Origin of the sequence: Nocardioides marinus, from assembly GCF_013408145.1 — a bacterium.
Lineage (GTDB): Bacteria > Actinomycetota > Actinomycetes > Propionibacteriales > Nocardioidaceae > Nocardioides > Nocardioides marinus.
Genome location: NZ_JACBZI010000001.1, coordinates 243974 through 268072 on the forward strand (window position 1 = coordinate 243974; position 24099 = coordinate 268072).

At 71.3% G+C, this 24099-nt stretch carries 25 protein-coding genes and 1 tRNA gene; 10 read left to right on the plus strand and 16 right to left on the minus strand.

Going from position 1 to position 24099, the window contains the following annotated elements; translation table 11 throughout:
• The first annotated feature begins 1 nt into the window (after position 1).
• Positions 2–319, plus strand: coding sequence for a hypothetical protein (locus BKA05_RS01245; protein WP_179529801.1), 318 nt, complete (start codon positions 2–4; stop codon positions 317–319).
• 111 nt (positions 320–430) lie between these two features.
• On the opposite strand, the gene rarD is transcribed toward BKA05_RS01245, so the two are convergent.
• On the minus strand, positions 431–1339 hold the full coding sequence (rarD, locus tag BKA05_RS01250) for an EamA family transporter RarD (RefSeq protein ID WP_343045466.1): 909 nt from the start codon (positions 1337–1339) through the stop codon (positions 431–433).
• Between the two features lie 88 nt (positions 1340–1427).
• Between rarD and BKA05_RS01255 the strand changes: the two genes are divergently transcribed.
• Entirely contained in the window at positions 1428–1850 is a 423-nt protein-coding gene (locus tag BKA05_RS01255; RefSeq protein ID WP_179529803.1) for a hypothetical protein, read from the plus strand.
• An 87-nt stretch (positions 1851–1937) separates the two neighbouring features.
• Here the strand turns inward: BKA05_RS01255 and BKA05_RS01260 are convergent, their stop codons facing one another.
• Both BKA05_RS01260 and BKA05_RS01265 read right to left on the minus strand, forming a co-directional pair.
• Positions 1938–3050 (minus strand): 2-oxoacid:ferredoxin oxidoreductase subunit beta, encoded by a 1113-nt coding sequence (locus BKA05_RS01260; RefSeq protein WP_179529804.1) that lies wholly within the window; start codon positions 3048–3050, stop codon positions 1938–1940.
• Positions 3047–4978 (minus strand): 2-oxoacid:acceptor oxidoreductase subunit alpha, encoded by a 1932-nt coding sequence (locus BKA05_RS01265; protein ID WP_179529805.1) that lies wholly within the window; start codon positions 4976–4978, stop codon positions 3047–3049. Before BKA05_RS01265 ends, BKA05_RS01260 begins: the two co-directional genes overlap by 4 nt.
• Before the next feature lie 340 nt (positions 4979–5318).
• Between BKA05_RS01265 and BKA05_RS01270 the strand changes: the two genes are divergently transcribed.
• From BKA05_RS01270 to BKA05_RS01285, 4 genes are read left to right on the plus strand one after another with little or no spacing between them, the layout of a single operon-like run.
• Positions 5319–6383 (plus strand): sulfate ABC transporter substrate-binding protein, encoded by a 1065-nt coding sequence (locus BKA05_RS01270; protein ID WP_179529806.1) that lies wholly within the window; start codon positions 5319–5321, stop codon positions 6381–6383.
• The gene (cysT, locus tag BKA05_RS01275) at positions 6380–7255 is read left to right on the plus strand and encodes a sulfate ABC transporter permease subunit CysT (protein ID WP_343045467.1); all 876 of its coding nucleotides are present in this window, start codon (positions 6380–6382) and stop codon (positions 7253–7255) included. Before BKA05_RS01270 ends, cysT begins: the two co-directional genes overlap by 4 nt.
• Positions 7248–8057: a sulfate ABC transporter permease subunit gene (locus tag BKA05_RS01280; RefSeq protein ID WP_343045468.1), complete on the plus strand. Its 810-nt coding sequence runs from the start codon at positions 7248–7250 to the stop codon at positions 8055–8057. Before cysT ends, BKA05_RS01280 begins: the two co-directional genes overlap by 8 nt.
• 33 nt (positions 8058–8090) lie before the next feature.
• The gene (locus BKA05_RS01285) at positions 8091–9086 is read left to right on the plus strand and encodes a sulfate/molybdate ABC transporter ATP-binding protein (protein ID WP_179529807.1); all 996 of its coding nucleotides are present in this window, start codon (positions 8091–8093) and stop codon (positions 9084–9086) included.
• A gap of 18 nt (positions 9087–9104) precedes the next feature.
• Here BKA05_RS01285 and BKA05_RS01290 read toward each other — a convergent pair whose 3' ends face one another.
• On the minus strand, positions 9105–9596 hold the full coding sequence (locus tag BKA05_RS01290) for a YajQ family cyclic di-GMP-binding protein (RefSeq protein ID WP_298748610.1): 492 nt from the start codon (positions 9594–9596) through the stop codon (positions 9105–9107).
• Between the two features lie 135 nt (positions 9597–9731).
• Between BKA05_RS01290 and BKA05_RS01295 the strand changes: the two genes are divergently transcribed.
• Positions 9732–9813, plus strand: a tRNA-Tyr gene (locus tag BKA05_RS01295).
• Positions 9814–9899: 86 nt separating this feature from the next.
• Entirely contained in the window at positions 9900–11066 is a 1167-nt protein-coding gene (locus tag BKA05_RS01300) for a YibE/F family protein (RefSeq protein WP_218842203.1), read from the plus strand.
• A gap of 82 nt (positions 11067–11148) precedes the next feature.
• On the opposite strand, the gene BKA05_RS01305 is transcribed toward BKA05_RS01300, so the two are convergent.
• Positions 11149–11559, minus strand: a complete 411-nt coding sequence (locus tag BKA05_RS01305; protein ID WP_343045469.1) for a MarR family winged helix-turn-helix transcriptional regulator — start codon at positions 11557–11559, stop codon at positions 11149–11151.
• A gap of 151 nt (positions 11560–11710) precedes the next feature.
• Between BKA05_RS01305 and BKA05_RS01310 the strand changes: the two genes are divergently transcribed.
• Complete coding sequence (locus BKA05_RS01310) at positions 11711–12790, plus strand: substrate-binding domain-containing protein (RefSeq protein ID WP_343045470.1); 1080 nt, start codon at positions 11711–11713, stop codon at positions 12788–12790.
• On the opposite strand, the gene BKA05_RS01315 is transcribed toward BKA05_RS01310, so the two are convergent.
• From BKA05_RS01315 to urtA, 11 genes are all read right to left on the minus strand, one after another.
• Positions 12787–13581, minus strand: a complete 795-nt coding sequence (locus BKA05_RS01315; protein ID WP_179529809.1) for an urease accessory protein UreD — start codon at positions 13579–13581, stop codon at positions 12787–12789. The two genes, BKA05_RS01310 and BKA05_RS01315, sit on opposite strands and share 4 nt — an antisense overlap.
• A complete protein-coding gene (ureG, locus tag BKA05_RS01320; protein ID WP_179529810.1) occupies positions 13565–14341 on the minus strand; it encodes an urease accessory protein UreG in 777 nt (258 codons plus the stop codon). The genes BKA05_RS01315 and ureG overlap by 17 nt, the downstream gene beginning before the upstream one ends.
• Positions 14334–15017: an urease accessory protein UreF gene (locus BKA05_RS01325; protein ID WP_218842205.1), complete on the minus strand. Its 684-nt coding sequence runs from the start codon at positions 15015–15017 to the stop codon at positions 14334–14336. Before BKA05_RS01325 ends, ureG begins: the two co-directional genes overlap by 8 nt.
• 6 nt (positions 15018–15023) lie before the next feature.
• Positions 15024–16730: an urease subunit alpha gene (locus BKA05_RS01330; RefSeq protein ID WP_179529811.1), complete on the minus strand. Its 1707-nt coding sequence runs from the start codon at positions 16728–16730 to the stop codon at positions 15024–15026.
• Positions 16730–17080, minus strand: a complete 351-nt coding sequence (gene ureB / locus BKA05_RS01335; protein ID WP_179529812.1) for an urease subunit beta — start codon at positions 17078–17080, stop codon at positions 16730–16732. Before ureB ends, BKA05_RS01330 begins: the two co-directional genes overlap by 1 nt.
• Positions 17081–17165: 85 nt before the next feature.
• The gene (locus tag BKA05_RS01340) at positions 17166–17468 is read right to left on the minus strand and encodes an urease subunit gamma (RefSeq protein WP_179529813.1); all 303 of its coding nucleotides are present in this window, start codon (positions 17466–17468) and stop codon (positions 17166–17168) included.
• A gap of 10 nt (positions 17469–17478) precedes the next feature.
• Positions 17479–18159 carry an ATP-binding cassette domain-containing protein gene (locus tag BKA05_RS01345; protein WP_179529814.1) on the minus strand — a complete coding sequence of 227 codons (681 nt, stop codon included), beginning with the start codon at positions 18157–18159 and terminating at the stop codon, positions 17479–17481.
• A complete protein-coding gene (gene urtD / locus BKA05_RS01350; RefSeq protein WP_179529815.1) occupies positions 18152–18973 on the minus strand; it encodes an urea ABC transporter ATP-binding protein UrtD in 822 nt (273 codons plus the stop codon). The genes BKA05_RS01345 and urtD overlap by 8 nt, the downstream gene beginning before the upstream one ends.
• The gene (gene urtC / locus BKA05_RS01355) at positions 18970–20046 is read right to left on the minus strand and encodes an urea ABC transporter permease subunit UrtC (protein WP_179529816.1); all 1077 of its coding nucleotides are present in this window, start codon (positions 20044–20046) and stop codon (positions 18970–18972) included. Before urtC ends, urtD begins: the two co-directional genes overlap by 4 nt.
• Positions 20043–20927, minus strand: coding sequence for an urea ABC transporter permease subunit UrtB (gene urtB / locus BKA05_RS01360; protein WP_179529817.1), 885 nt, complete (start codon positions 20925–20927; stop codon positions 20043–20045). Before urtB ends, urtC begins: the two co-directional genes overlap by 4 nt.
• A 111-nt stretch (positions 20928–21038) precedes the next feature.
• Positions 21039–22289, minus strand: coding sequence for an urea ABC transporter substrate-binding protein (gene urtA, locus BKA05_RS01365; protein WP_179529818.1), 1251 nt, complete (start codon positions 22287–22289; stop codon positions 21039–21041).
• Positions 22290–22487: 198 nt separating this feature from the next.
• Here urtA and BKA05_RS01370 point away from each other — a divergent pair, with 198 nt between their 5' ends.
• The gene (locus BKA05_RS01370; RefSeq protein ID WP_179529819.1) at positions 22488–24026 is read left to right on the plus strand and encodes an LVIVD repeat-containing protein; all 1539 of its coding nucleotides are present in this window, start codon (positions 22488–22490) and stop codon (positions 24024–24026) included.
• Positions 24027–24099: the final 73 nt, after the last annotated feature.

Consider the following 24099-nt stretch of genomic DNA (forward strand, 5'->3'; position numbering starts at 1 on the left):
CGTGGTCGCCAGCAGGTCCGCGCGGGCCCGGAAGGCCGGCGTCGAGGCCGGGCCGCTCTCGCGGGTCCGCATCGAGGTCGGACCCGACGACTCGTTCGTCTACCGGATCGCCTGCACCGCCTGCACGACCGCCACGGGGTCGGCCTGGTCGACGCACCGCCGCGGGGAAAACAACGGCTACCTCGCCGCGATGGACCGCTGGTCCTTCCACCTGGTCGAGAAGCACCCCGGCGCGGAGGCTCCGTGCCTGGTCCATCTCCCCGCGGCCCAGCAGCGCCTGCACGAGAGCCGCGAGCAGCGCGACGGCTCCACCGACTGACCCGGCCGGACCGCGCCGCCGGTGGGGACTGGTCGACCGAAACTGCCGCTTGTCGACCGGAGTTCCGTGTGACCAGCGGGTGTTTCACCACCCGGGTGGTGACACTGCTCCTCAGACCGCCGACGCCTCCGCAGCCAGCGCCAGCTGCCGTCGCCGGTGGGTCAGCGCCTCGACGGTGAAGACCACGAGCGCCACCCACACGAGCACGAAGCCGGCCCACCGGGCCGCGGGCATCTCCTCGCGGAACCACAGCACGCCGAGCAGGAACTGCAGGATCGGGGCGAGGTACTGCAGCAGCCCCAGCGTGGTCATCGAGACCCGGGTGGCGGCTGCCCCGAAGCAGATCAGCGGGATCGCGGTGATGATGCCGGTGGTCGTGAACAGCAGGGCGTGACCGACGCCGTGCTGGCCGACCTCGGCGGTGCCGCCCAGGCCGATGAGCAGCAGGTAGCCCAGGGCCACCGGGGCCAGGACGGCCGTCTCCACCGAGAGCGACTCCACCGCCCCGACCGACGCCTTCTTCTTCGCCAGGCCGTAGCAGGCGAAGGAGAGGGCCAGGGTGATGGCGATCCATGGTGGGCGTCCGTACGCCGTCGTCAGCACCACCACCGCCACGCCGGCCACCCCGAGGGCGGCCCACTGCAGCGGGCGCAGCCGCTCACCGAGGACGAACACGCCCATCAAGACGATGACCAGCGGGTTGATGAAGTAGCCCAGGGCGGTCTCCACGACCCGGTCGTGGGTGACGCCGTAGATGTAGCCGCCCCAGTTGACGCTGATGGCCACCGCGGCGAAGGTCAGCAGACGCAGTGCGCGTCGGTCCCGCACGACCGCCAGGAGGGAGTCGCGACGGCGCAGCAGCAGGATCAGCAGCCCGACGGTGAGCGTCGACCACACGATGCGGTGCCCGAGCATCTCCAGGGCACCCGCGGGCTCGAGGAGGGGGAAGTAGAGCGGGAAGAGTCCCCACATGAGGTACGCCGCCGCCCCCAGCGCCACCCCGCGACCCGAGTCGTTCACCACCGGAGCATAAGAGCCCTGTTTGTGCGGGGCCGCATCGGGGCAGAGACCCGGCACGGCTACAGAACCCACCCCCCAGGAGCCCCCCATGCGGACCGTCCACCGCCCCCTCGTCCACGTCCGTCGTGTCCTCGCCGCGGTGCTGCTCGCCCTCGGGTTGGTCGCCGCCACGCTGCCGGCAGCCCAGGCCGAGCAGGTCGAGCGCCAGATCACCATCAACGGCAAGGAGCCGAAGGAGAACAAGTTCCTCATCAAGGGCAAGATCTCCCCGAGCACCGGCAAGCCCGTGAACGCGATCATCGAGGTCAAGCACTGCAAGCAGGCGAAGGACTGCGGGGCCGCCTGGAAGCGCTTCGCCAAGATCAAGACGAACAAGGCGGGCCGCTACAGCGAGCGGGTCAAGGGCGTGAAGAAGGGGCACAAGCGGGTCTACTACCGCGTCGCCACCAAGGAGAACGCGAAGTTCCTGGCCGCCGTCTCGCCGGAGATCTACATCTACCGGATCTTCTGAGCCGCGTCCCGGTCGACCACGACGAAGGGCCCCCACCGGTGTGGTGGGGGCCCTTCGTCGTCGTGCGGCACGGGCCGCGGAGGTTCCTCAGACGACCGTCCAGGTGTCGCCGCCGCCGATGAGGGCGGCGAGCCGCTCGGTGGGCGCGGCGGCGCCCGCGGCCTCGAGGTCGCCGGCGGCGGTGGCCAGCTGGGAGCGGGCCTGGTCGTCGTACGTCGCCCGCTCGACCTGGCGGAAGATCCCGATCGGGCTCTGGTTGAGGTAGCCGGAGTCGGTCAGGCGGCTGATCGCGAAGGCCGTGCTCGGGTCGGGGTTGTGCGCGTCGTGGACCAGGATCGCGTCGGCACCGGCCTCGGCGACCTGCACGACCTCGACCCCGCCGCCCGCGGAGCGGACCAGGCCCTTGGAGCCCAGGCCGTCCTCGCCGGGGGCGCCGAAGCGGATCGGCTCGCCGTGGACCAGCGGGATGATCGCGTCGGCCTTGGTGTCGTTGTTCTTGATCGCGTCGAACGCGCCGTCGTTGAAGATCGGGCAGTTCTGGTAGATCTCGACCAGCGAGGTGCCGCGGTGGGCGGCGGCCGCGGCGAGCACCGAGGTGAGGTGCTTGCGGTCGGAGTCGATCGTGCGGGCCACGAAGGTGCCCTCGGCGCCCAGGGCCAGCGAGACGGGGTTGAACGGGTGGTCCACCGAGCCCATCGGGGTCGACTTGGTGATCTTGCCGGCCTCGGAGGTGGGGGAGTACTGACCCTTGGTGAGGCCGTAGATCCGGTTGTTGAACAGCAGGATCGTCATGTTGACGTTGCGGCGCAGCGCGTGGATCAGGTGGTTGCCGCCGATCGAGAGCGCGTCGCCGTCGCCGGTGACGACCCACACCGAGAGGTCCTCGCGCGCGGTGGCCAGGCCGGTCGCGATCGAGGGGGCACGCCCGTGGATCGAGTGCATGCCGTAGGTGTCGAGGTAGTACGGGAAGCGGCTCGAGCATCCGATGCCGGAGATGAACACGATGTTCTCGCGGCGCAGCCCGAGGTCGGGCAGGAAGGACTGTACGGCCTTGAGCACGGCGTAGTCACCGCACCCGGGGCACCAGCGGACCTCCTGGTCCGACGAGAAGTCCTTGCCGGTCTGGGTCTCGCCCTCACCGATGGTGGGGACGCCCTCGGTGCCGGAGCGGAAGGTCGGGATGTTCAGGTCGACACTCACTGGTGGACCTCCTGGCTGGTCGCGACGGACAGGTCGAGCTCCTCGAGCGGGATGCCCTCGGCCTCGGCCACGAGGTGGCCCACGGCCTCGGCCAGCTCGGCTGCCTTGATCGGCATGCCGTTGACCTGGTTGTAGCCGATGGCGTCGACGAGGTACTTCGCGCGCAGCAGCATCGAGAGCTGGCCGAGGTTCATCTCGGGGACCAGCACCTTGTCGTAGCGCTTCAGGACCTCGCCGAGGTCCTTCGGGAAGGGGTTGAGGTGGCGCAGGTGGGCCTGGGCCACGTGGTAGCCGGCGCGGCGGACGCGGCGGCAGGCGGCACCGATCGGGCCGTACGTCGAGCCCCAGCCCAGCACCAGCACCTTCGCCTCGCCCCCGGACGGGTCGTCGACCTCCAGCGGGGGCAGGGAGTCGGCGATCCGGTCGATCTTGGCCTGGCGGGTGCGGACCATGAAGTCGTGGTTGGCCGGGTCGTAGGAGATGTTGCCGGTGATGTCGGCCTTCTCCAGTCCGCCGATGCGGTGCTCGAGACCGGCCACGCCGGGGGGCGCCCACGGACGGGCGAGGGTCTCGGGGTCACGGGCGTAGGGCTGGAACTCGCCCTCGTCGGTGAGGTCGTCGGCGGTGGCGAACGCCGGGTCGATGGACGGCAGGTCCGCGACGTCGGGGATCCGCCAGGGCTCGGAGCCGTTGGCGAGGTAGCCGTCGGAGAGCAGCATCACCGGGGTGCGGTAGGTGACCGCGATCCGGGTGGCCTCGACCGCTGCCTCGAAGCAGTCGCCGGGCGACTGAGGTGCCACGACCGGGACCGGCGCCTCGCCGTTGCGGCCGAACATCGCCTGCAGCAGGTCGGCCTGCTCGGTCTTGGTCGGCAGACCGGTCGACGGGCCACCGCGCTGGACGTCGACGACGATCAGCGGCAGCTCGGTCATCACCGCGAGGCCGATGGCCTCGGACTTCAGCGCGACTCCGGGGCCGGAGGTCGAGGTGACGCCCAGGGCGCCACCGAAGGAGGCGCCGATCGCGGCACCGATGCCGGCGATCTCGTCCTCGGCCTGGAAGGTCGTGACACCGAAGCCCTTGTGCTTGCTCAGCTCGTGGAGGATGTCGGAGGCCGGGGTGATGGGGTAGGTGCCGAGGAAGACCGGCAGGCCGGACTGCACGCCACCGGCGACCAGGCCCCACGCGAGCGCGAGGTTGCCGGTGATGTTGCGGTAGGTCCCGGGCGCCATCGTGGCCGGCTTGACCTCGTAGCGCACCACGAAGGTCTCGGTGGTCTCGCCGAAGTTCCAGCCCGCCTTGAAGGCGGTGATGTTGGCGTCGCGGATGTCGGGGACCTTCGCGAACCGCTTGGACAGGAAGCTCTCGGTGGTGTCGGTGGGACGGCCGTACATCCACGACAGCAGCCCGAGGGCGAACATGTTCTTCGCACGGGCGGCGTCCTTGCGGGAGAGCCCGAACTCCTTGACCGCCTCGACCGTCATGCCGGTCAGGTCGACGGGGTGGACCCCGAAGTCGGCCAGCGGGCCGGCCGTGTCGTCGATGGAGTCGAGCGGGTTCTCGGCGTACCCGGCCTTCTCGAGGTTGCGCTTGGTGAAGTCGTGGGTGTCCACGATGATCGTCGCGCCCTTGGGCAGGTCGGCCAGGTTGGCCTTGAGTGCCGCCGGGTTCATCGCCACCAGCACGTCCGGCGCGTCGCCGGGGGTGAGGATGTCGTGGTCGGCGAAGTGCACCTGGAACGACGAGACACCCGGGATCGTGCCCTGGGGGGCGCGGATCTCGGCGGGGAAGTTGGGCAGCGTCACCAGGTCGTTGCCGAACGCGGCCGACTCCTGGGTGAACCGGTCGCCGGTGAGCTGCATGCCGTCACCGGAGTCGCCCGCGAACCGGATGATCACCCGGTCGAGCTGCTTGACCTGCTTGGACACGGTGCGTCCACTCCTTCGTGCTGCGCGTGGGCCGCGCACTGCCGTACGTCGTACGAGAACGTGTTCTAGTTTCGCACGGTTTCCGTGACTTGGACAGGTGTCCAGAAATGCCCGGACACCTCGCCAACTGTAGTCGCGCGGTGGTGGGCGGCCGGCCGCGTATCACCCGTCGTCGGTCCGCGCGGTGCCGGTCGGCGGGCCGGGGAGATCCGGGTCACGTCGTCGGCGCGCCGCTTGACGCCGAAAGCAAGTAAATGCACTAATTCACTCGACATTGACGGGAATGGCCCGTCATCCCCCCATCGGGGCCCGCCGAGTGCGGGCCGGAGAACGAGTGACCATGACCAGGACCCTTCCCCGCCGCGTCGCCCTGAGCGGCCTGCTCCCGATCTCCCTGCTGCTCGCCGCCTGCTCGGCCAGCGGCACCGGTGCCACGACCGAGGGGGTGGACCCGATCGCGGTCAACGCCTTCTCGGTGATGGAGGCGGCCAACGTCCCGGTGTTCGAGGACTTCGCCGCCACCGAGGCCGCGGGCGACCTCGCCGCGTCCGACTTCGTGACCTCCTACGGCGCGTCGGGGGACCAGAGCCGGGCCGTCGTGGCCGGCGCCGACGCCGACGTCGTGCACTACTCGCTGGAGACCGACATCACCCGGTTGGTCGACGAGGGCCTGGTGGCCGAGGACTGGCGCGAGACCCCGACCCGCGGGATCGCGACGTCCTCGGTCGTGGTCTTCGTGGTCCGCGAGGGCAACCCGTTGGGCATCGAGACCTGGGACGACCTCGTCGAGAAGGACGCCGAGATCATCACACCGAACCCCGGCTCCTCCGGCTCGGCGCGGTGGAACATCCTCGCCGCCTGGGCGCACGTCGTGGGCAACGGCGGGGACGAGGACGAGGCGAGGGGCTTCCTGGCCGACCTGCTGGACCACACCATCGCCCTGCCCGCCTCGGGCCGTGAGGCCACGACCGCCTTCACCGACGGCAGCGGCGACGTGCTGCTGTCCTACGAGAACGAGGCGATCCTGGCCAGGCAGAACGGGGCCGAGGTCGACTACGTCGTCCCGCCGGACACGCTGCTCATCGAGAACCCGGCGGCGGTCACGACGTCGGCGGACGAGACGGCCCGGGCGTTCCTGGAGTTCATGACCTCCGCCCAGGCGCAGGCCGACTACGCCGCCTCCGGCTTCCGGCCGGTCGTCGACGGCGTGGACGTCCCGGACGTCGAGGGGGCCAACGACCCGGCCGACCCGTTCCCGGCGCCGGAGCAGCTGTTCACCATCGACGACCTGTTCGGGGGCTGGGGACGCGCGGCCGGCGAGTTCTTCGGTGACGGCGAGGACGGCAACCCGCTGGGCATCGTGACCGAGATCCAGCAGCGGACCGGCAAGGTCGGCGACGAGTGAGCACCCTCCTGACCCCCGAGGCCCCTCCGGGGCCGGTGGGGCGGCCGCCCGGCACCCGCGGCCGCCCCGCCCGGCGGACCCCTCGCTCCACGCTGACCCCGGGGGCCGGCCTCGGCCTGGGCATCGCGGTGGCGTGGTTCTCGGTGCTGGTCATGCTGCCCCTCGCCGTGGTCGTGGCCACGGCGGGGGAGGGAGGATGGTCGCGCTACTGGTCGGTCCTCAGCGACCAGCAGACGTGGTCGGCGCTGACCCTGACCGTCGGCCAGGCGTTGCTGGTCACGGGTCTCAACGTCGTCATGGGCACCGTCATCGCGTGGGTGCTCGTGCGCGACGACTTCTGGGGCAAGCGGGTCCTCGACGTCATCATCGACGTCCCGTTCGCCCTGCCCACCATCGTCGCGGGTCTGGTGCTGCTCTCGCTGTACGGGCCGAACAGCCCCATCGGGGTGCACTGGGCCTTCACCCGGTGGGCGGTCTTCCTGGCGCTGGCGTTCGTCACCCTGCCCTTCGTCGTCCGGACGGTGCAGCCGGTGCTCGAGGAGCTCGACCCCGACGCCGAGGAGGCGGCCGCCTCCCTGGGGGCCGGTCGGCTGTCCACGGTGCGCCGGATCCTGCTGCCGGCCCTGCTCCCGGCCGTCACCGCCGGCGCGGCGCTGTCCTTCGCCCGGGCGATCTCGGAGTACGGCTCCCTGGTGCTGCTCAGCGGCAACCGTCCGTACCAGACCGAGGTGGTGTCGGTGCGCGTGCTGACCTTCATCGAGAACGGCAACACCGCCTCGGCGGCGGCGCTCGCGTCGATCATGCTCGTCGTCGCGCTGGTCGTCATCGTGGCGCTCGACGTCCTCCAGCGGCGGGTGAGCCGCCGTGGTTGAGGCGTCGACGCCGGTGCGCTGGGCCATGCGCCTGCTGGCCGTGGGCTGGGTAGGCATGCTGGTCGCCTGGCCGGTCGGCCTGCTGGTGCGGCGGACCTTCGGCGGCGGTCCCGGCCCGCTCGTGGACGCCCTCACCGACCCGCACGTGCAGTACGCGCTGCGCCTGACCGCGATGGTCGCCGGCTGGGCGGTGGTCATCAACCTCGTGTTCGGGGTGACGATCGCCCTGCTCCTGGTGCGCTACGAGTTCCCCGGCAAGCGGGTGCTCTCCGCCTTGATCGACGTCCCGCTCTCGGTGTCCCCGGTCGTGGTCGGCCTGGCCCTGCTGCTGACCTACAACGGGCGCGACGGGGTCGTCGGACCCACCGTGGAGGCGGCCGGTCTGCGGCTGGTCTTCGACCTGCCCGCCATGGTGATGGCGACCTGCTTCGTGGCGCTGCCCCTGGTGATCCGCGAGGTGGTCCCGGTGCTGCACGAGATCGGTGACGACCAGGAGCAGGCCGCCCGCAGCCTGGGCGCCAACGCCTGTCAGACCTTCTGGCGGATCACCCTGCCGAGCATCCGGTGGGCCGTGGTCTACGGCGTCGTCCTGAGCCTGGCCAGGTCGGTGGGCGAGTTCGGCGCGGTCAAGATCGTGTCCGGCAACATCACCGGCCGCACCCAGACGGCCACGCTCGTGGTCGAGCAGCAGTACCAGAACTTCGCCCAGGACACGGCGTACGCCGTCTCCTTCCTGCTGATCCTCGTGTCCGTCTCCTGCCTGGTGGTCGTCGCGCTCCTGCGTCCGGCCCGGGCGCACTGACCGACGCGGTCCCACCACCCCGAGAGGTATCCCATGAGCATCGACGTCCGTGGCGTCTCCAAGCGGTTCGGCGACTTCGTCGCCCTCGACGACGTGTCCGTCTCCATCCCCTCCGGCGGGCTGACGGCCCTCCTGGGGCCGTCCGGAGGGGGCAAGTCGACTCTGCTGCGCGTCATCGCCGGCCTCGAGAGCGCCGACTCCGGGTCGGTGCACATCGAGGGCGTCGAGGCGACCCGGCTGCCACCCCAGAAGCGCAACGTCGGCTTCGTCTTCCAGCACTACGCGGTGTTCAAGCACATGACCGTGGCCAGGAACGTGGCCTTCGGGCTCGAGATCCGCAAGCGGCCCAGGGCCGAGGTGGCCGCACGGGTGCAGGAGCTGCTCGAGCTCGTGCACCTCTCCCAGTTCGGGCACCGGCTGCCCTCCCAGCTCTCCGGGGGGCAGCGGCAGCGGATGGCGCTGGCCAGGGCCCTCGCGGTCGAGCCGACGGTGCTGCTGCTCGACGAGCCCTTCGGCGCGCTCGACGCGAAGGTCCGCAAGGAGCTGCGCGACTGGCTGCGCCGACTGCACGACGAGGTGCACGTGACGACCGTCTTCGTCACCCACGACCAGGAGGAGGCCCTGGAGGTCGCCGACGAGATCGTCGTGGTGAACCAGGGCCGCGTGGAGCAGGTCGGCACCCCGGACCAGCTCTACGACGAGCCGGCCAACGACTTCGTCATGGGTTTCCTGGGTGAGGTCACCACGCTGGGCGGGCTCGTGCTGCGGCCGCACGACATCGAGGTCGACCGCGGTCCCGGTCGCGCGGGCGCGCACGAGGCCGTGGTCACCCGCGTCCTCCGGGTGGGCTTCGAGGTGCGGGTCAGCGCGGAGACCGTCGGAGGCGAGCGCGTCACGGTCCTGATGACGCGCACGCACGCTCGTGCCCTGGAGGTCGGGGAGGGTGCGACGCTGTGGCTGACCCCGGCGGTGGGGGCGGCCACGGTGCCGTCCATGCCGGTGCGCCTGGGGGCGGGCGTGCCGGCCTGAGGGCGGCGGCACGGGAGCTCAGCGGTAGTTGGTGAACTGCACCGCGAAGTCGTAGTCCTGCTCCTTGACCAGGCGCTGCACGGCCTGCAGGTCGTCGCGCTTCTTGGAGGAGACCCGCAGCTCGTCGCCCTGGACCTGCGCCTTGACGCCCTTGGGGCCCTCGTCGCGGATCAGCTTGCCGATCTTCTTCGCGTCCTCGGTGGTGATGCCCTCCTTCAGCGTGATGTCGATCTTCGACTGCTGACCGGACTGGCGGACCTCGGAGGCGTCGAGCACCTTCAACGACACGTTGCGCTTGACCAGCTTGTCCTTGAAGACGTCGAGCACCGCGCTGGCGCGGTCGTCGGCCGAGGCGGTGATCTCGATCGCCTTCTCGCCCTTCCACTCGATAGTGGCGCCGGTGCCCTTGAAGTCGAAGCGGGTCGCCACCTCGCGGGCCGCCTGGCCCAGCGCGTTGTCGACCTCCTGGCGGTCGAGCTTGCTGACGATGTCGAAGGACGAGTCGGCCACGATGTCTCCTGGAGTGCTGGTGGTTCGTACGGCGTCGTGCCCGTCGGGCCGCGCGGAATTGAGTCGGCCCCGGGGGGCTGCGCTATTGTTTCCTCCCGTTGCCGCGGGACCAAACGGCCCCCGTGCGTGACACCCGGCAGGTTGCCCGAGCGGCCAATGGGAGCGGACTGTAAATCCGTCGGCTTTGCCTTCGAAGGTTCGAATCCTTCACCTGCCACTGACGCCCCGAGTCGCCCGCGACCGGGGCGTCAGAGCATTTCGGGGCGCTGTCGCACCGAGGGCCGCGGGACCTAGGCTCCGCCCATGGGCGCCCACCACCCCCGACACTCCAGTGCCGAGGACTCCTCCGGCCTGCACCGGCTCGCGCTGCTGGTCATCGCGCCCCTGGCGGTCATCACCCTCGTGGCGATGCTCTGGCTGTGGCCGGACCCGCTGCCCGAGCCCGAGGGGCAGAGCCGGCTGCCGGAGGTGACGGGCACGGTCACCGGTGTGGACCGGGTCGAGTGCGAGGAGGAGCTGCCCGACGAGGTCAACGGCTGCGGGACGGCGTACGTCGCCCTCGACGACGCGTTCCTGACCGGTGACCTCGCCCGCGGCGGTGACCTCGAGGTGCCGCTGCCCAACGGGCCCGGTGCGCCGGAGGTCTCCGAGGGCGACGGGGTGGTCCTGATCAGCACCGAGACCCCGGACGGGACGACCTGGGCGGTCGTCGACCACCAGCGCGGCTCGCAGCTGTGGATGCTGGCGCTGGCGTTCGTCGTGGCGCTGATCGCGTTCGGCCGGCTGCGCGGGGTGACGGCGCTGGTCGGCCTCGGGGTGACCTTCCTGGTGCTGGTGCTCTTCGTGGTGCCGGCGATCCTGGGCGGCGACCCGCCGCTGCTGATCGCCATCGTCGGGTCCGCGGCCGTCGCGCTCACCGTCCTCTACCTCACCCACGGCTTCACCCCGTCGACCTCGGTGGCGGTCCTGGGCACGCTGTCGGCCCTGGCGCTGACCGGCCTGCTCTCGGCACTGGCGGTGTCGACCATGCACCTGACCGGGTTCACCGACGACCTCTCGGCGGCCCTCGGGCAGACCTACGCGGTCAACATGGAGGGCCTGCTGCTGGCGGGGATCGTGATCGGCTCGCTGGGCGTGCTCGACGACGTCACGGTCACGCAGGCCGCCACGGTGGCCGAGCTGTCGCGCGCCAACCCGGAGTACCGCGGGCGCAACCTCTACCGCGCCGGCTCCCGCGTCGGGCGCTCGCACATCGCGTCGGTGGTCAACACGATCGTGCTGGCCTACGCCGGCTCCTCGTTGCCCCTGCTGATCCTGATCATCGCCAACAGCGACGGGCTCGGGAACGTCCTGACCGACCAGATCGTCGCCCAGGAGATCGTGCGCAGCCTCGTGGCGACCATCGGGCTGGTCGCCGCCGTGCCGGTGACCACCGCCCTGGCGGCGTTGGTGGCCCGCGGGCGCTGGTGAGCGGTCGGTGGTGAGCGGTCGGTGAGGTCGGCCGACTGAGTCGTCCGGTGGGTTGTCCGGTGGGTTGTCCGGCGGGGCCGAGTCAGGCCCGACCGGTCGCGTCGGCCAGGTCGGCCGACGTGGTCCCGACGTCAGGGCCCTCCTCCGCGGCCAGGAGTCGAGCCGCGAGGTCGGTGCCCCGGGAGGACAGCGCCAGCACCGCGCGGCGGCGATCGGCCGGGTCGATGCGACGTACGACGAGTGCCAGCTCGACCAGACGGTCGACGTGCCGCGTCAGGCTGGCGGCGGCCACGACCGCGGAGGCGGCCAGGCTGGTCATCGTGATGCCGGGGTGGTCGTCGACCACGGCGAGGATCCGCCAGTGCTCGGGCAGCAGCCCGTGCTCGTCGAGCAGCGGCTTGACCCGGTCCCGCAGCTCGGCCTCCTCCTGTCGCAGCCGCACCAGCCGGCTGCGGGAGAGGACCGGGCCCTCTCCTTCTGCGTGCTCACCCACGGCGCGCCCCTACGGTGGTGTCCGTCACGTCGGCCGCCGTCCGACGGCCCATCGGACCTATCGTAGGTGGCGGCCGGTCACCCGGCCGGTGTTCAGGTCCTCTCGACGACGCGAGGACGGACGTCTCGTCCAGTCCGCTCCGGAGGTCCACGTGACCCGACCCGTCGCCCCCGCCGACGTCGTGTCGGTGGCCTTCGTCGTGCCGCTGCAGGGTCCCACCGGCATCTACGGGCCCTCCTGCCTGGCCTGCGGTGAGCTCGCCGTGGAGCAGCTCAACGCGAGCACGGGCATCGCCGGGCGTCAGGTGGAGCTGGTGGTGGTCGACGCCGGCCGCGACCCTGCCCTGGTCGCCGAGGACGTACGCCGGTTGGTGGACTCCGGCCGCGTACAGGCCGTCGCCGGGTGGCACATCTCGGCGGTGCGCCAGGCCGTGACGCGGGTCGTCGGCGGCCGCGTGGTCTACGCCTTTGCCGCCATGCACGAGGGCGGGGACGCGACGCCCGGCGTCTTCATGATCGGCGAGCGCCCGCTCAACCAGCTGCTCCCCGCGGCGCACTGGATGCGCGAGGAGCTCTCGGTCGGTCGCTGGGCGATCATCGGCAACGACTACGTCTTCCCCCGCGTCACCGGCGCGACGGCACGCCTTGCGCTCGAGGACACGCCCTCGGAGGTCGTCAGCGAGACCTACGTTCCACTGGGGACGACCGACTTCGCAGCCGTCATCGGCGACCTGTCGCAGCGCCCGGTCGACGGCGTCATCATGCTCCTGATGGGGCAGGACGCCGTGCACTTCAACCGGCAGTTCGCCCGCGCGGGCCTCTCCGCGCAGCTGCCGCGGCTCAGCCCCGCGGTGGAGGAGAACACCCTGCTCGCGGGCGGCGCGGCCGCCAACGAGGGCCTCTTCGCGGCCGCGGCCTACTTCGACGGGATGGCGACGGCCGAGAGCGCCGAGCTGGCCCGCGCGTACTACTCCCGCTGGGGGCGTTGGGCGCCGGCGCTGAACGCGGTCGGGGAGTCCTGCTACGAGGCGATGCTCTTCCTGGCGCGTCTCGGCGAGGTGTGCGGCTCGCTGGACGTGCGGCGGGTCAGCGCGATGGAGTCGGGACAGTTCTGGTCCAGCCCCCGCGGACTCGTGCGGCTGGACGGCAACCTGGTCGACCAGGACGTCTACGTCGCCCGAGCGGACGGCCTGGAGTTCCGGGTCGCCGACCAGATCGCCCGGGCGCACTAGCGCTCCTCGCCCGGCAGGGGGGCGTCGAGCACCGCGGCGCGCGCGTGCTGCCAGGCGGTCGCGGTGCTGGCCTCGTGCGAGGCGCCGGCCAGGCGTCGCCACAGGGTGGCCCCGGGTGCCGCCAGGTCGAAGCGGTCCTCGTCCGGCCCGCCACTGAGCGGTGCGGGCAGGACCAGCAGCACGCTCTCCATCACCCGCGACCGCCCGAGCAGCGAGGGCGTCGTGCAGGCGTCGAGCGCGAGGTCCTCGGCCAGCACCCGGCGTACGTCGGAGCGGACGTCGGTCCGCAGCGACACCCGCCCCGGCGCCTCGTGGGCACGGCCCAGCACCAGCGTCTCCCGTATCGCCAGGTGCGCGCCCTCGGCGAAGCGCACCCGGGTGCGTCGATCGACCTCCGCGCCGGCGGCGACGACGAACGGCTCGCCCGCCCAGGTCAGGGCCGCCCCGGCGGCGACCCGGACGTCGACGTGCCAGGAGGCGTCCTGACCGCGCATGTCGTAGGCGACGGTCCCGCCCGGTTCGACGATCTCCAGGGAAGCGCCCGGGTCGACGGTGACGTCGAGCTCGATCCGATCGCCGGCGAGCAGCAGCGCCCCCTCCGGGACCAAGCTGAGCCGCGCGCGCCTGGCGTCGTGGTGGGTGAGGACGGGGCGCACGGTCGGCACGGTGGGGTCGGTCCCGGTGACCGACGTCCGCACCCGGCATCGTGCCCCACCCACGCCGGGCGAGACCCGCACCCGGGTGCGTCCCAGGCGCCCGAGCGCGCCAGCGGCCTCAGTGGTGGTGGACACCGACCGGCTCGCCCCCCTGGTCGTGGGTGTGGGTGTGCTCGTGCGCGTGGCTGTGGGCGGCCATCGGGCCGGGATCGACCGGGACCAGGCTGCCGGCGCGGTGCTCCGCGAGGCGGCCGTCGACCCAGGTCAGCAGGCGGTCGATGCTGTCGCGGTCGGTGCGGGAGAGGCCGATCACCGGGCGGTGGTCGCGCGCCGCGGTCGCGTCCGCGACCATCCGGGGCACGTCGACACCGACGAACGGTCCGAGGTCCGTCTTGTTCACGACCAGCAGGTCGGCGCGCTCGATCCCCGGCCCGCCCTTGCGGGCGACGTCGCCGCCGCCGGCGACGTCGAGGACGAAGACCTGCACGTCGACCAGGGCCGGGGAGAAGGTCGCGGTGAGGTTGTCGCCGCCGGACTCCACGAGCACCATCTCCAGCCGGTGGTCGTAGTCCTCCTCGAGCTCCTCGATCGCCATCGCGTTGGCGGTGATGTCGTCGCGGATCGCCGTGTGCGGGCAGGCACCGGTCTCCACCGCGCGGATCCGGTCGGCGTCGAGGACCCCGGCCGAGCGCAGGAAGCGGGCGTCCTCGTCGGTGTAGATGTCGTTGGTGACCACGCCGAGCTCGAGGCGGTCCGACAGCTCCCGGCACAGCAGCGCGATCAGCGAGCTCTTGCCGGTGCCGACGGGACCGCAGACGCCCAGGCGCATCGCCCGGGAGGGAGCGGACGTGGCGGTGCTGAGGGTGAAGCCGGGGGTGGGAGTGGGCTCAGGCATGGAACAGCCTCCTGGTGGTGGCGGCGTGGGCCTGCGCCCACACCTCGATCAGTGGGTGGGTGGTCGCGGGCAGGTCGTCGACGTCCTGCACGGAGGAGACCCGCGCGGCCATCGCCTCGACCGCCGGCAAGGCCGCCACGACCCAGCCGACGACCGAGCCGGGGTCGAGGGGGAGCAGCTTGAGGGCCGCCGCGCAGACGGTCTGGACGTCGTCGTACCCCACGAGGTGGGCGACCGCGCGTCCCTCGAGCCCGAGGTGCCCGGCGAGCGCGCCGAGGGCCAGGGCCCGGCTGGGATGCTCCAGCGCGGCCAGCGCCTCCCAGGCGGGGGCGGCCGGCCAGGTGCGGCGGGCGATCCGCAGCAGTGCCCGGGCCTGTCGGCGGGAGGCGTCGCGCAGCGCAGGGCTCGGGGTCCGGGCCTCCCAGGCCTGCTCGAGGTCCAGCCACGCGGTGTTCGGGGCGCCCCTCTGCAGCAGGCGTGCGGCGAGGACCGAGGTCGCGGCCTCGACCTCGGTGACGGTGCGCAGCCGCACGTCGACGTACGCCGGCACGTCCTGCGCCTCGAGCCCGTCACGGGTCCCGGGCTCCAGGCCGCCGGACTGCGTGTGGCCGGCAACCGGCAGCCGCGCGTCCGCGAGCAGCATCAGCACGAGGTCGGCGTGCACGGTTCCGGACATCGGCGCTCAGAACAGGCAGTAGAGCTGCGCGAGCGGCAGTTCGGTCGCGGGCGCGGACTCGACCCGCTCGCCGTCGACGTCGATGGCGAAGGTCTCCGGGTCGATGTCGATGCGGGGCAGGTAGGTGTTGTTGACCATCTGCGCCTTGCCGACCTCCCGTGTCGGCCGCACGGGCGCGAGCGAGCGCCTCAGCCCGAGACGCTCCTCCACGCCGTCGTCCAACGCGGCGGGGGAGACGAAGGTGACCGCGTGCGGGCTCCCGTCGTCGACCAGCGTCGGGCGCATCAGCACCGGCTGGGGCGTGGGGATGGAGGCGTTGGGGTCACCGAGGGCGCCCCAGACCAGCGCGCCGGACTTCATCACGACGTCGGGGCGGATGCCGAAGAAGCGGGGGTCCCACAGCACCAGGTCGGCCATCTTGCCGGGCTCCACCGAGCCGACCTCGTGGTCGATGCCGTGGGCCACCGCGGGGTTGATCGTGTATTTGGCGACGTACCTCGTGGCGCGGGCGTTGTCGGCCGGTCCTTCGGTCAGGTCGCCGTGCCGGCCGAAGCGGTTCTTCATCACGTGAGCCACCTGCCAGGTGCGGCAGACCACCTCACCGATCCGGCCCATCGCCTGGGCGTCGGAGGAGGTGATCGACAGGGCGCCGAGGTCGTGCAGCAGGTCCTCGGCCGCGATCGTCGTCGCGCGGATACGGGACTCGGCGAAGGCGAGGTCCTCGGGCACCGCCGGATTGAGGTGGTGGCAGACCATCAGCATGTCGAGGTGCTCGGCGACGGTGTTGACGGTGTGCGGCAGCGTCGGGTTGGTCGACCCGGGGATCACGTGGGACAGGGAGGCGACGGTGAGGATGTCGGGGGCGTGACCACCGCCGGCCCCCTCGGTGTGGAAGGCGTGGATCGAGCGGCCGGCGATGGCACCGATGGTCGAGTCGACGTAGCCGATCTCGTTGAGCGAGTCCGAGTGCAGGGCAACCTGCAGGCCGAACTCGTCGGCTGCCCGAAGGGCCGCGTCGATCGCCGCCGGCGTCGAGCCCCAGTCCTCGTGGACCTTGAACCCGGCCGCCCCGGCCAGGGCCTGCTCACGCAGGCCACCGGTGCTGACGGTGTTGCCCTTGGCCAGCAGCAGCAGGTTGACCGGCACGGTGTCCAGCGCCCGGTGCACGGTGCCGAGGTGCCAGGCGCCCGGTGTGACCGTCGTGGCCTTCGAGCCCTCGGACGGCCCGGTGCCGCCGCCGACGACCGTGGTGATGCCGGTGGCCAGCGCCTCGACCAGCTGCGAGCGGGAGATGAGGTGCACGTGGGAGTCGATCGCCCCGGCCGTCAGGATCCGGCCCTCCCCGGAGACCACGTCGGTTCCGGGACCGATGACCAGGTCGGGGTGCACGCCGTCGGCGACGTCGGGGTTGCCGGCCCGCCCCAGGGCGACGATGCGTCCGCCGCGGACGCCGACGTCGGCGACGACGACCCCGCCGTGGTCCAGCACGATCGCGTTGGTGACGACCGTGTCCAGGGCACCCTCGGCCGAGGTGCGCACCGACTGGGCCATCGACTCGCGGATCGACTTGCCGCCGCCGAAGACCGCCTCCTCGCCGCCGACGGTGAGGTCCCGCTCGACCTCGATCCACAAGTCGGTGTCGCCCAGGCGCACCTGGTCGCCGACGGTGGGGCCGTACAGCGCTGCGTACTGCGCCCGGGAGATCTCGACCATCAGGCCGCCCCGCCGTCCGTGCCTTGGCCGCCCGCGCGGACGCGGATGCCCGGCACCTGCCGTGCGCCCTTCAGGGCGACGGCCGCTACCTCGCGCGAGGCGCCCGGCTCGAATCGCTGGGAGGTGCCCGAGGGCACGTCGAGGCGGAAGCCGCGGGCGGCCTCGCGGTCCAGGGCGAGGGCGTCGTTGACGTCGGCGAGGTGCACGTGCGAGCCGATCTGCACCGGACGGTCACCGGTGTTGGTCACCACCAGCACCAGTCGCTCCTCCGGGCCACGGTCACCGTTGAGCTCGATGGTGCCCGACCGGACGCGCACCGCGCCCGGTCCCTCGCTGCTGCTGCCGCTCATGGCTCCTCCGTACGTCGCTCGGCTGGTGCTGCTGTTGCATGGCTGGTGCGTCGGTGCTGGCCAGGCGCCGGGTCGTGTGGTCGGGTCATGCGATCGGGTGGTGAAGGGTGACGAGCTTGCGGCCGTCGGGGAAGGTGGCCTCGACCTGCACGTCACGGACCATCTCCGGCACCCCCCGCATCACCTCGTCGCGGGTCAGCACCTCGCGGCCGCGCTCCATCAGGTCGCTCACCGAGGCACCGGCGCGCGCCTCCTCGACCACCCAGGTCGAGAGCAACGCAACGGTCTCGGGGTAATTGAGCCGCACGCCGCGCTCGCGTCGGTCGCGCGCGACCATCCCGGCCACGGCGAGCAGGAGCTTCTCGGTCTCCGAGGGGGTCAGGTGCACCGTGTCCTCCTCAGACGGCCATCGCCGCGCGGACCGCGTCCACGGCGCCGGGGCCGCCCTCGCCGCTGCTGGTGATCCGCCCGGACTCGAGCACGTAGTAGCTCTGCGTGGCCCGTAGCGCGAAGCCGACGTGCTGCTCGACCAGCAGCACCGACAGGTCCCCGCGCCGGGTGAGGTCGGTGATGACCGACTCGATCTCGGCGACGACGTTGGGCTGGATGCCCTCGGTGGGCTCGTCGAGGATGAGCATCCTCGGCCGGGTCAGCAGGGTGCGGGCGATCGAGAGCTGCTGGCGCTGCCCCCCGGAGAGCAGCCCGGCCCGGCGCGGGAGCAGCCCCCGCAGCGCCGGGAAGGTGTCGAGCACCTCGTCGATGGCCGCCTTCTCGGTGGTGACGAGCTGGAGGTTCTCCAGGGTGGTCATCTGCGGGAACGACAGCTGGCCCTGGGGGACGTAGCCCAGGCCGCGTCGCACGCGCGCGCTCGGTCGCAGCCTCGTCACGTCCTGCCCGTCGAGCAGCACCCGCCCCTTCATGACCGGGAGCAGGCCGACCGCCACGCGCAGCAGGGTGGTCTTGCCGGCGCCGTTGTGGCCCATGATCGCGGCGGCGCCGCCCTGTTCGACCACGACGTCCACGTCCTCGAGCACCCTGGTCCGGCCGTAGCCGGCGGTGACCCCTCGCAGCTCAAGCACGCTGGTCCTCCCCGGTCGTCTCGTCGGTCGTCCCCGGGTCCGGGTGCTCGGCGCCCTGGTGCCCCAGGTAGACCTCCTGGACCCGGGGGTCGGCCTGGATGGTGGCGACGTCGCCCTCGGCGAGCACGGTGCCGCCGTGCATGACGGTGACGACGTCGGCGAAGCTGCGCACGAAGTCCATGTCGTGCTCGATCACGACGATCGTGCGCTCGTGGCCGATGCGGCGCAGTAGCTCGCCGGTCTGCTCGCGCTCCTCGGCGCTCATGCCCGCCACCGGCTCGTCGAGCAGCATCACCTTCGCGTCCTGCACGAGCAGCATGCCTATCTCCAGCCACTGCTTCTGCCCGTGCGCCAGCACGCCCGCGGGCCGGTCGCGCAGGTGGGAGAGGCCGATGGTGGCCAGGGCCTCCTCGACGTACGCCGGCACGCCCCGTCGCGCGCGCAGCATGCCCCAGGGGCTGCGGTGGATGCCGCCGGCGATGTCGAGGTTCTGCAGGACGCTGAGCTCCTCGAAGACCGTGGCGGTCTGGAAGGTACGCCCGACCCCGGCGCGCACGATGCGGTGGGACTTCATCGAGAGCAGGTCCTGGTTGCGGTAGCTCGCCCGTCCGGTGCCCTGGACCAGGCCGGTGACCGCGTCGACCAGGGTGGTCTTGCCCGCGCCGTTGGGTCCGATGAGGAAGTGCAGTCGTCCCTGCAGCAGGGTCAGGTCCACTCCGTCGATGGCCTTGAAGCCGTCGAAGTCGACGGTGAGGCCGCGGATCTCGAGGTAGTCGTGCCCGAGCTCGTCGGGCCGGTGGGTCTGCACGCTCATGCCGCGCTCCTCCCGAACCGTGCGCGGACCAGCCGCGGCAGGTCCCCCACGCCGCGGGGCAGCAGCAGGATGACCAGGACGAAGAGCAGGCCCAGGAAGTAGGTCCACTGGGTGGGGAACTGCTCGGAGAGGTAGGTGCGTCCGAAGCCGACCGTCAGGGCCCCCAGGGCGGGGCCGAGCAGCAGCGCCCGGCCGCCCAGCGCGACGCCGGCGATGAGGAAGATCGAGGCGGTGGCGTCGACGTCGGAGGGGGAGATGATGCCGGCGATCGGGGCGAACATCGCGCCGCCGATGCTGGCCATCACCGCAGCGATGACGAAGGCGACCAGCTTGATGTTGGCCGGGTCGTGGCCCAGGAAGCGGACCCGCTCCTCGGCGTCGCGGGTCGCGACGAGCAGCTCCCCGAAGCGGCTGCGGTAGAGCTGCCAGACGATCACGAGGCAGCCGATCAGCAGCCCGGCGGCGATGGAGTAGACCATCTGCTTGTTGACCGGGTCGTAGAGGTTGTAGCCGAAGAAGAGGGTGAACTGGTTGAGCCCGTTGAAGCCGCCGGTCTCCTGGATGGTGGCGATCAGCAGCGTCGCGAACACCACGGCCAGGGCCTGGGTGAGGATCGCAAAGTAGGCGCCCTTGACCCGCCTCTTGAAGATCAGCCAGCCGAGCGCCGTCGCGGCGAGTGCGGGCAGGACCACGATCGCCACCAGGGTGAACGGGCCGCTGCGGAACGGCTCCCAGAACCCGGGCATCGTGCCGTCGCCGTACAGGATCATGAAGTCGGGGATGCCTTCGGGGCCGGCCGCCTCGAGCTTGAGGTGCATCGCCATCGCGTAGCCGCCGAGGCCGAAGAAGACGCCCTGTCCCATGACGAGCATGCCGCCGCGGCCCCAGGCCAGGCCGATGCCGACGGCGGCGATGGCCCAGCAGATGTACTTGCCCAGGCTGTTGAGGCGGAAGGCGCTCAGCGTCGCCGGTGCGACGACCAGCAGCAGCACCGCCAGCACCGCGATCGCGAGGAGGGGGGAGTAGGCCCGCAGCAGGCTCGCGGCCCTGCTCGGACCGACGGTGGTGCTCATGCCAGACCTCTCGTCCGCACGGTGAAGAGCCCTTGGGGGCGCAGCTGGAGGAAGACCACCACCAGCGCGAAGGTGGCCACCTGCGCCATCGCCGCACTCGTCCAGTCGGCGAAGAATGCCGTGGCGATGCCGACGGTGAAGGCGGCGATGACGGTGCCCTTGAGCTGCCCGAGCCCGCCGGCGACCACGACGAGGAACGCCGAGATGATGTAGGTCTTGCCCAGGCTCGGGTTGGTGCCGGAGATCAGCGACACCGCTACCCCGCCGATGCCCGCGAGGCCGGAGCCGATGAAGAAGGTGATCCGGTCCGTCGCCCGGGTCGAGATGCCCATCGTCTCGGCCAGGTCGCGGTTCTGCACCGTGGCACGGATGCGGCGGCCGAAGGAGGTGTACTTCAGCAGGGCGGCGAGGGCGCCCAGCGAGGCCAGCGCCAGCACGATGGTGAAGATCTGGCGGTAGGGCCAGTTGTAGCCGAAGACCGGGATCGTGCCGACGAGCCAGTCGGGGACGCGGACCGGGTCACCCTGGGCCCCGAAGACGTCCTTGGCCAGCTGCTGGAGGACCAGGCTGACGCCGACGGTGACCAGCAGCGTGTCCAACGGCCTTCGGTACATGAAGGAGATGACGCAGACCTCGAGCAGCAGGCCCATCAGTCCCGCGACGACGAACGCGACCGGCAGAGCGACCAGGATGGAGAGGTCGATGTTCGTGACGACCTGCTGGGTGACGTAGGCGGTGTAGGCGCCGATCATCAGGAACTCGCCGTGGGCCATGTTGATGACCCCCATCTGGCCGAACGTGAGGGTCAGGCCGAGGGCGGCGATGAGCAGGAGCGCGCCGGTCGCGGTGCCGGCGAGCAGCGGGGTGGTGAAGGCGTCCACGGGGGCCTTTCGATCCGAGTGACATCCGGGGGGCTGGCTGGTCGGGGCCGGGGCCGGGGCCACCGCGTCGGCGGTGGCCCCGGACCGGGTGGGGCGGGGGTCAGGCGGGGATCACTCCGCGCTCGGGTCCCACCAGGAGTAGCCCTCCAGGAACGGGTCGGGCTCGATCGGCGACCCGGAGGACCAGACGACGTCGAACTGGTTGTCCTCGTTGATCTGGCCGATCAGCGCGGTCTTGGCGATGTGGTGGTTCTCGCCGTCGATCGTGACCGTGCCCTCGGGGGCGTCGAAGCTGACCCCGTCCGAGGCGGCGTTGACATCGTCGACCGCGAAGGAATCGGCCTTCTCGACGATCGCCTTGTAGAGATACAGGGAGGTGTAGGCGGCCTCCATCGGGTCCGAGGTCGGGCGGCTGGCGCCGTACTTGGCCTGGAAGGCGTCGATGAAGGCGGAGTTCTCCGGGCTCTCGACGGACTGGAAGTAGTTCCACGCGGCGTACTGGCCGGTGACGCTGTGGCCCATGGCCGGCGCCTCCTCCTCGGCGATCGAGACCGAGATGATCGGGGAGGTCTCCGCGGAGAGGCCCTGCTCGTAGTAGGCCTTGATGAATCCGACGTTGGACGAGCCGTTGATCGTGTTGAACACGAAGTCAGGCTTCGCCTTCACGATCTTGGCTACCTGCGTGGTCCAGTCGTCGTCGTCGAGCGGGACGTACTCCTCGCCGACGATCTCGATGCCCAGCTCGGCGGCGTACTGCTTGATGATCTTGTTGGCCGTGCGCGGGAAGACGTAGTCCGACCCGGCGAGGAAGAGCGTCTCCACGCCCTCGGAGGCCAGGAAGTCCATCGCGGGAATGATCTGCTGGTTGGTCGTGGCGCCGGAGTAGTAGATGTTCTCCGAGGCCTCGAGGCCCTCGTACTGCACCGGGTAGAACAGCAGGCCGTTGTTGGCCTCGACGACCGGGAGCATCGCCTTGCGCGACGCGGAGGTCCAGCCACCGAAGACCGCCGCGACGCAGTCACCGGTCAGCAGCTTCTCGATCTTCTCGGCGAAGATCGCGGGGTCGCTGGCCCCGTCCTCCTCGACGGCCTCGATCTGCTTGCCGAGGATGCCGCCGTCGGCGTTGATCTCCTCCATGGCCAGGCCGAGGGAGTCGCGGACGGTCTGCTCGCTGATCGACATCGCGCCCGAGGTCGAGTTGAGGAACCCGAGCTTGATGGTGTCGCCGGAGGTGTCGACGCAGCTCTCGGCGGCGCTGACGCCGTCGTCGGACTTGTTGCCGCAGGCAGCCAGGCTGAGTGCGGTGAGGACGGCGAGCGCTGCGCCTCCGGCAGCGCGACCGCGGGTACGGGTGGTGAACACGGCAGACCTCTCGGTGGGGGTGCGGGTGGGGCTGTGCGTGGTGTGCCGTGAAACCTAGGAACGTGGGATTTCAGATTGCTACCAAATGGAATTAATTCGGTGTTACGGGGTCCCGTACGACCCGGACGGTCCCGTAACCCCAGGTGCGGATGGTCCGTTGAGGCTGCAACCCCGACTCCCCTGAGCGAAGGACCATCCATGTCTCGCGCCGGACACCCCGCCCTGCGGGCCCTGCTCGCCCTCGGCCTCGCCGCCGTCGCCCCCGTGCTGGCGGCCCCCGCCGTCTCCGCCCACCAGGCCGGCGACCTGCCGACCAACACCCGCGGTGCCCAGGTGGAGACCGAGGGGGAGGGCCAGGCGATGGAGTTCGTCGCCAACCTGCAGTACAACGACTCCGGCGAGGCGCAGAACGGCTCGGACATCGAGTTCATGCGGCTGGGCAAGAAGGAGTACGCCCTGGCCGGCACCCTGCGCGAGGGACTGCAGATCATCGACATCACCAGGCCGCGCAAGCCCAAGCGGGTCGCGGTCTACGACTGCGCGATCTCCCAGGGCGACATCCAGGTCTGGACCCGCCGCGGCCGCGTGCTGGCCAGCTACACCGCCGACGGGACCGTCGGCGCGGCCGGCGCCGCCTCGCGCTGTGGTCGCGACCTCGACCTCGCCGCCGACGACGCCGGCACGGTCATCGTCGACCTCACCAAGCCGAAGAAGCCGCAGAGCGTGAGCTTCCTGCCCGTCGGTGCCGGCTCGCACAACATGACGATCCACCCGAGCGGGAAGTACCTCTACAACTCCAACTCCGACCTGCTCACCGCCGGCGTCTCGCCGTTCATCACGATCTACGACATCAGCGCGCCCACCAAGCCGCGCTTCGTCCAGGACTTCGGGATCCCGTTCGTCCCGACGTCGCTGGGCTCGGAGTCCCACGACATCACCTTCAGTGCCGACGGCACCCGCGCCTACTCCGCCGCGCTGTCGCAGACGCTGGTGCTGGACACCACCGACCCGGCCGACCCCGAGATCATCGGCCAGATCATCGACCCGGCCGTCAACGTGGCCCACCAGGCCGACCCGATCACCATGAAGGACTCCGACGGCGTCGAGCGCACCGTGCTCGTCGTGACCGACGAGCGTGCCGGTGCGGCCGCCTCGGTCGAGTGCCCCGGCGGTGGCCTGCACCTCTACGACATCACCGGAGACCTCGAGACCGCGCCGGCCAAGATCGGTGCCTGGTTCGCCCCGGCCTTCTCGCTCCAGGACGGCTCGACCTGCACCTCTCACGTGCTGCGGATCTACCCGCGCCAGAAGCTGATGACCATCGCCTGGTACGCCCAGGGCGTGCGCGTCATCGACCTCTCCGGCCTCGCCGACGCCGCCGCTGACCCGCTGGCCAACCCGCTCGCGATCGCCTTCGGTGACGGTGTCGGCATGACCGAGGTCGGCTACTACACGCTGCCCGACAGCGACTCGTGGTCCTTCAAGACCAACAAGATCAAGCGTGACGGCTCGTTCTTCGGCTACAGCAACGACCTGGTCCGCGGCTTCGACGTGTTCCGGTACGACGGCAGCACCATCGGCGACGTCAAGCCGCTCAAGCCGAAGAACCTCAAGCCCAAGGCCTCCGCCCGGGTCGAGGGCTCCGGCCGGTCGGCCAGCCTGGTGCTCCTGGTCCCCGCCGCGGTCGGCGGGCTCCTGCTGCACCGGGTCGGTGCGCGGCGCCGGCGTACCGCCTGAACCCGTCCTCGCTCACCTCCCGCCGAGCCGGCGTATTGATACGCCGGTTCGGCGGGCTGGGCGGGTCGAGTCG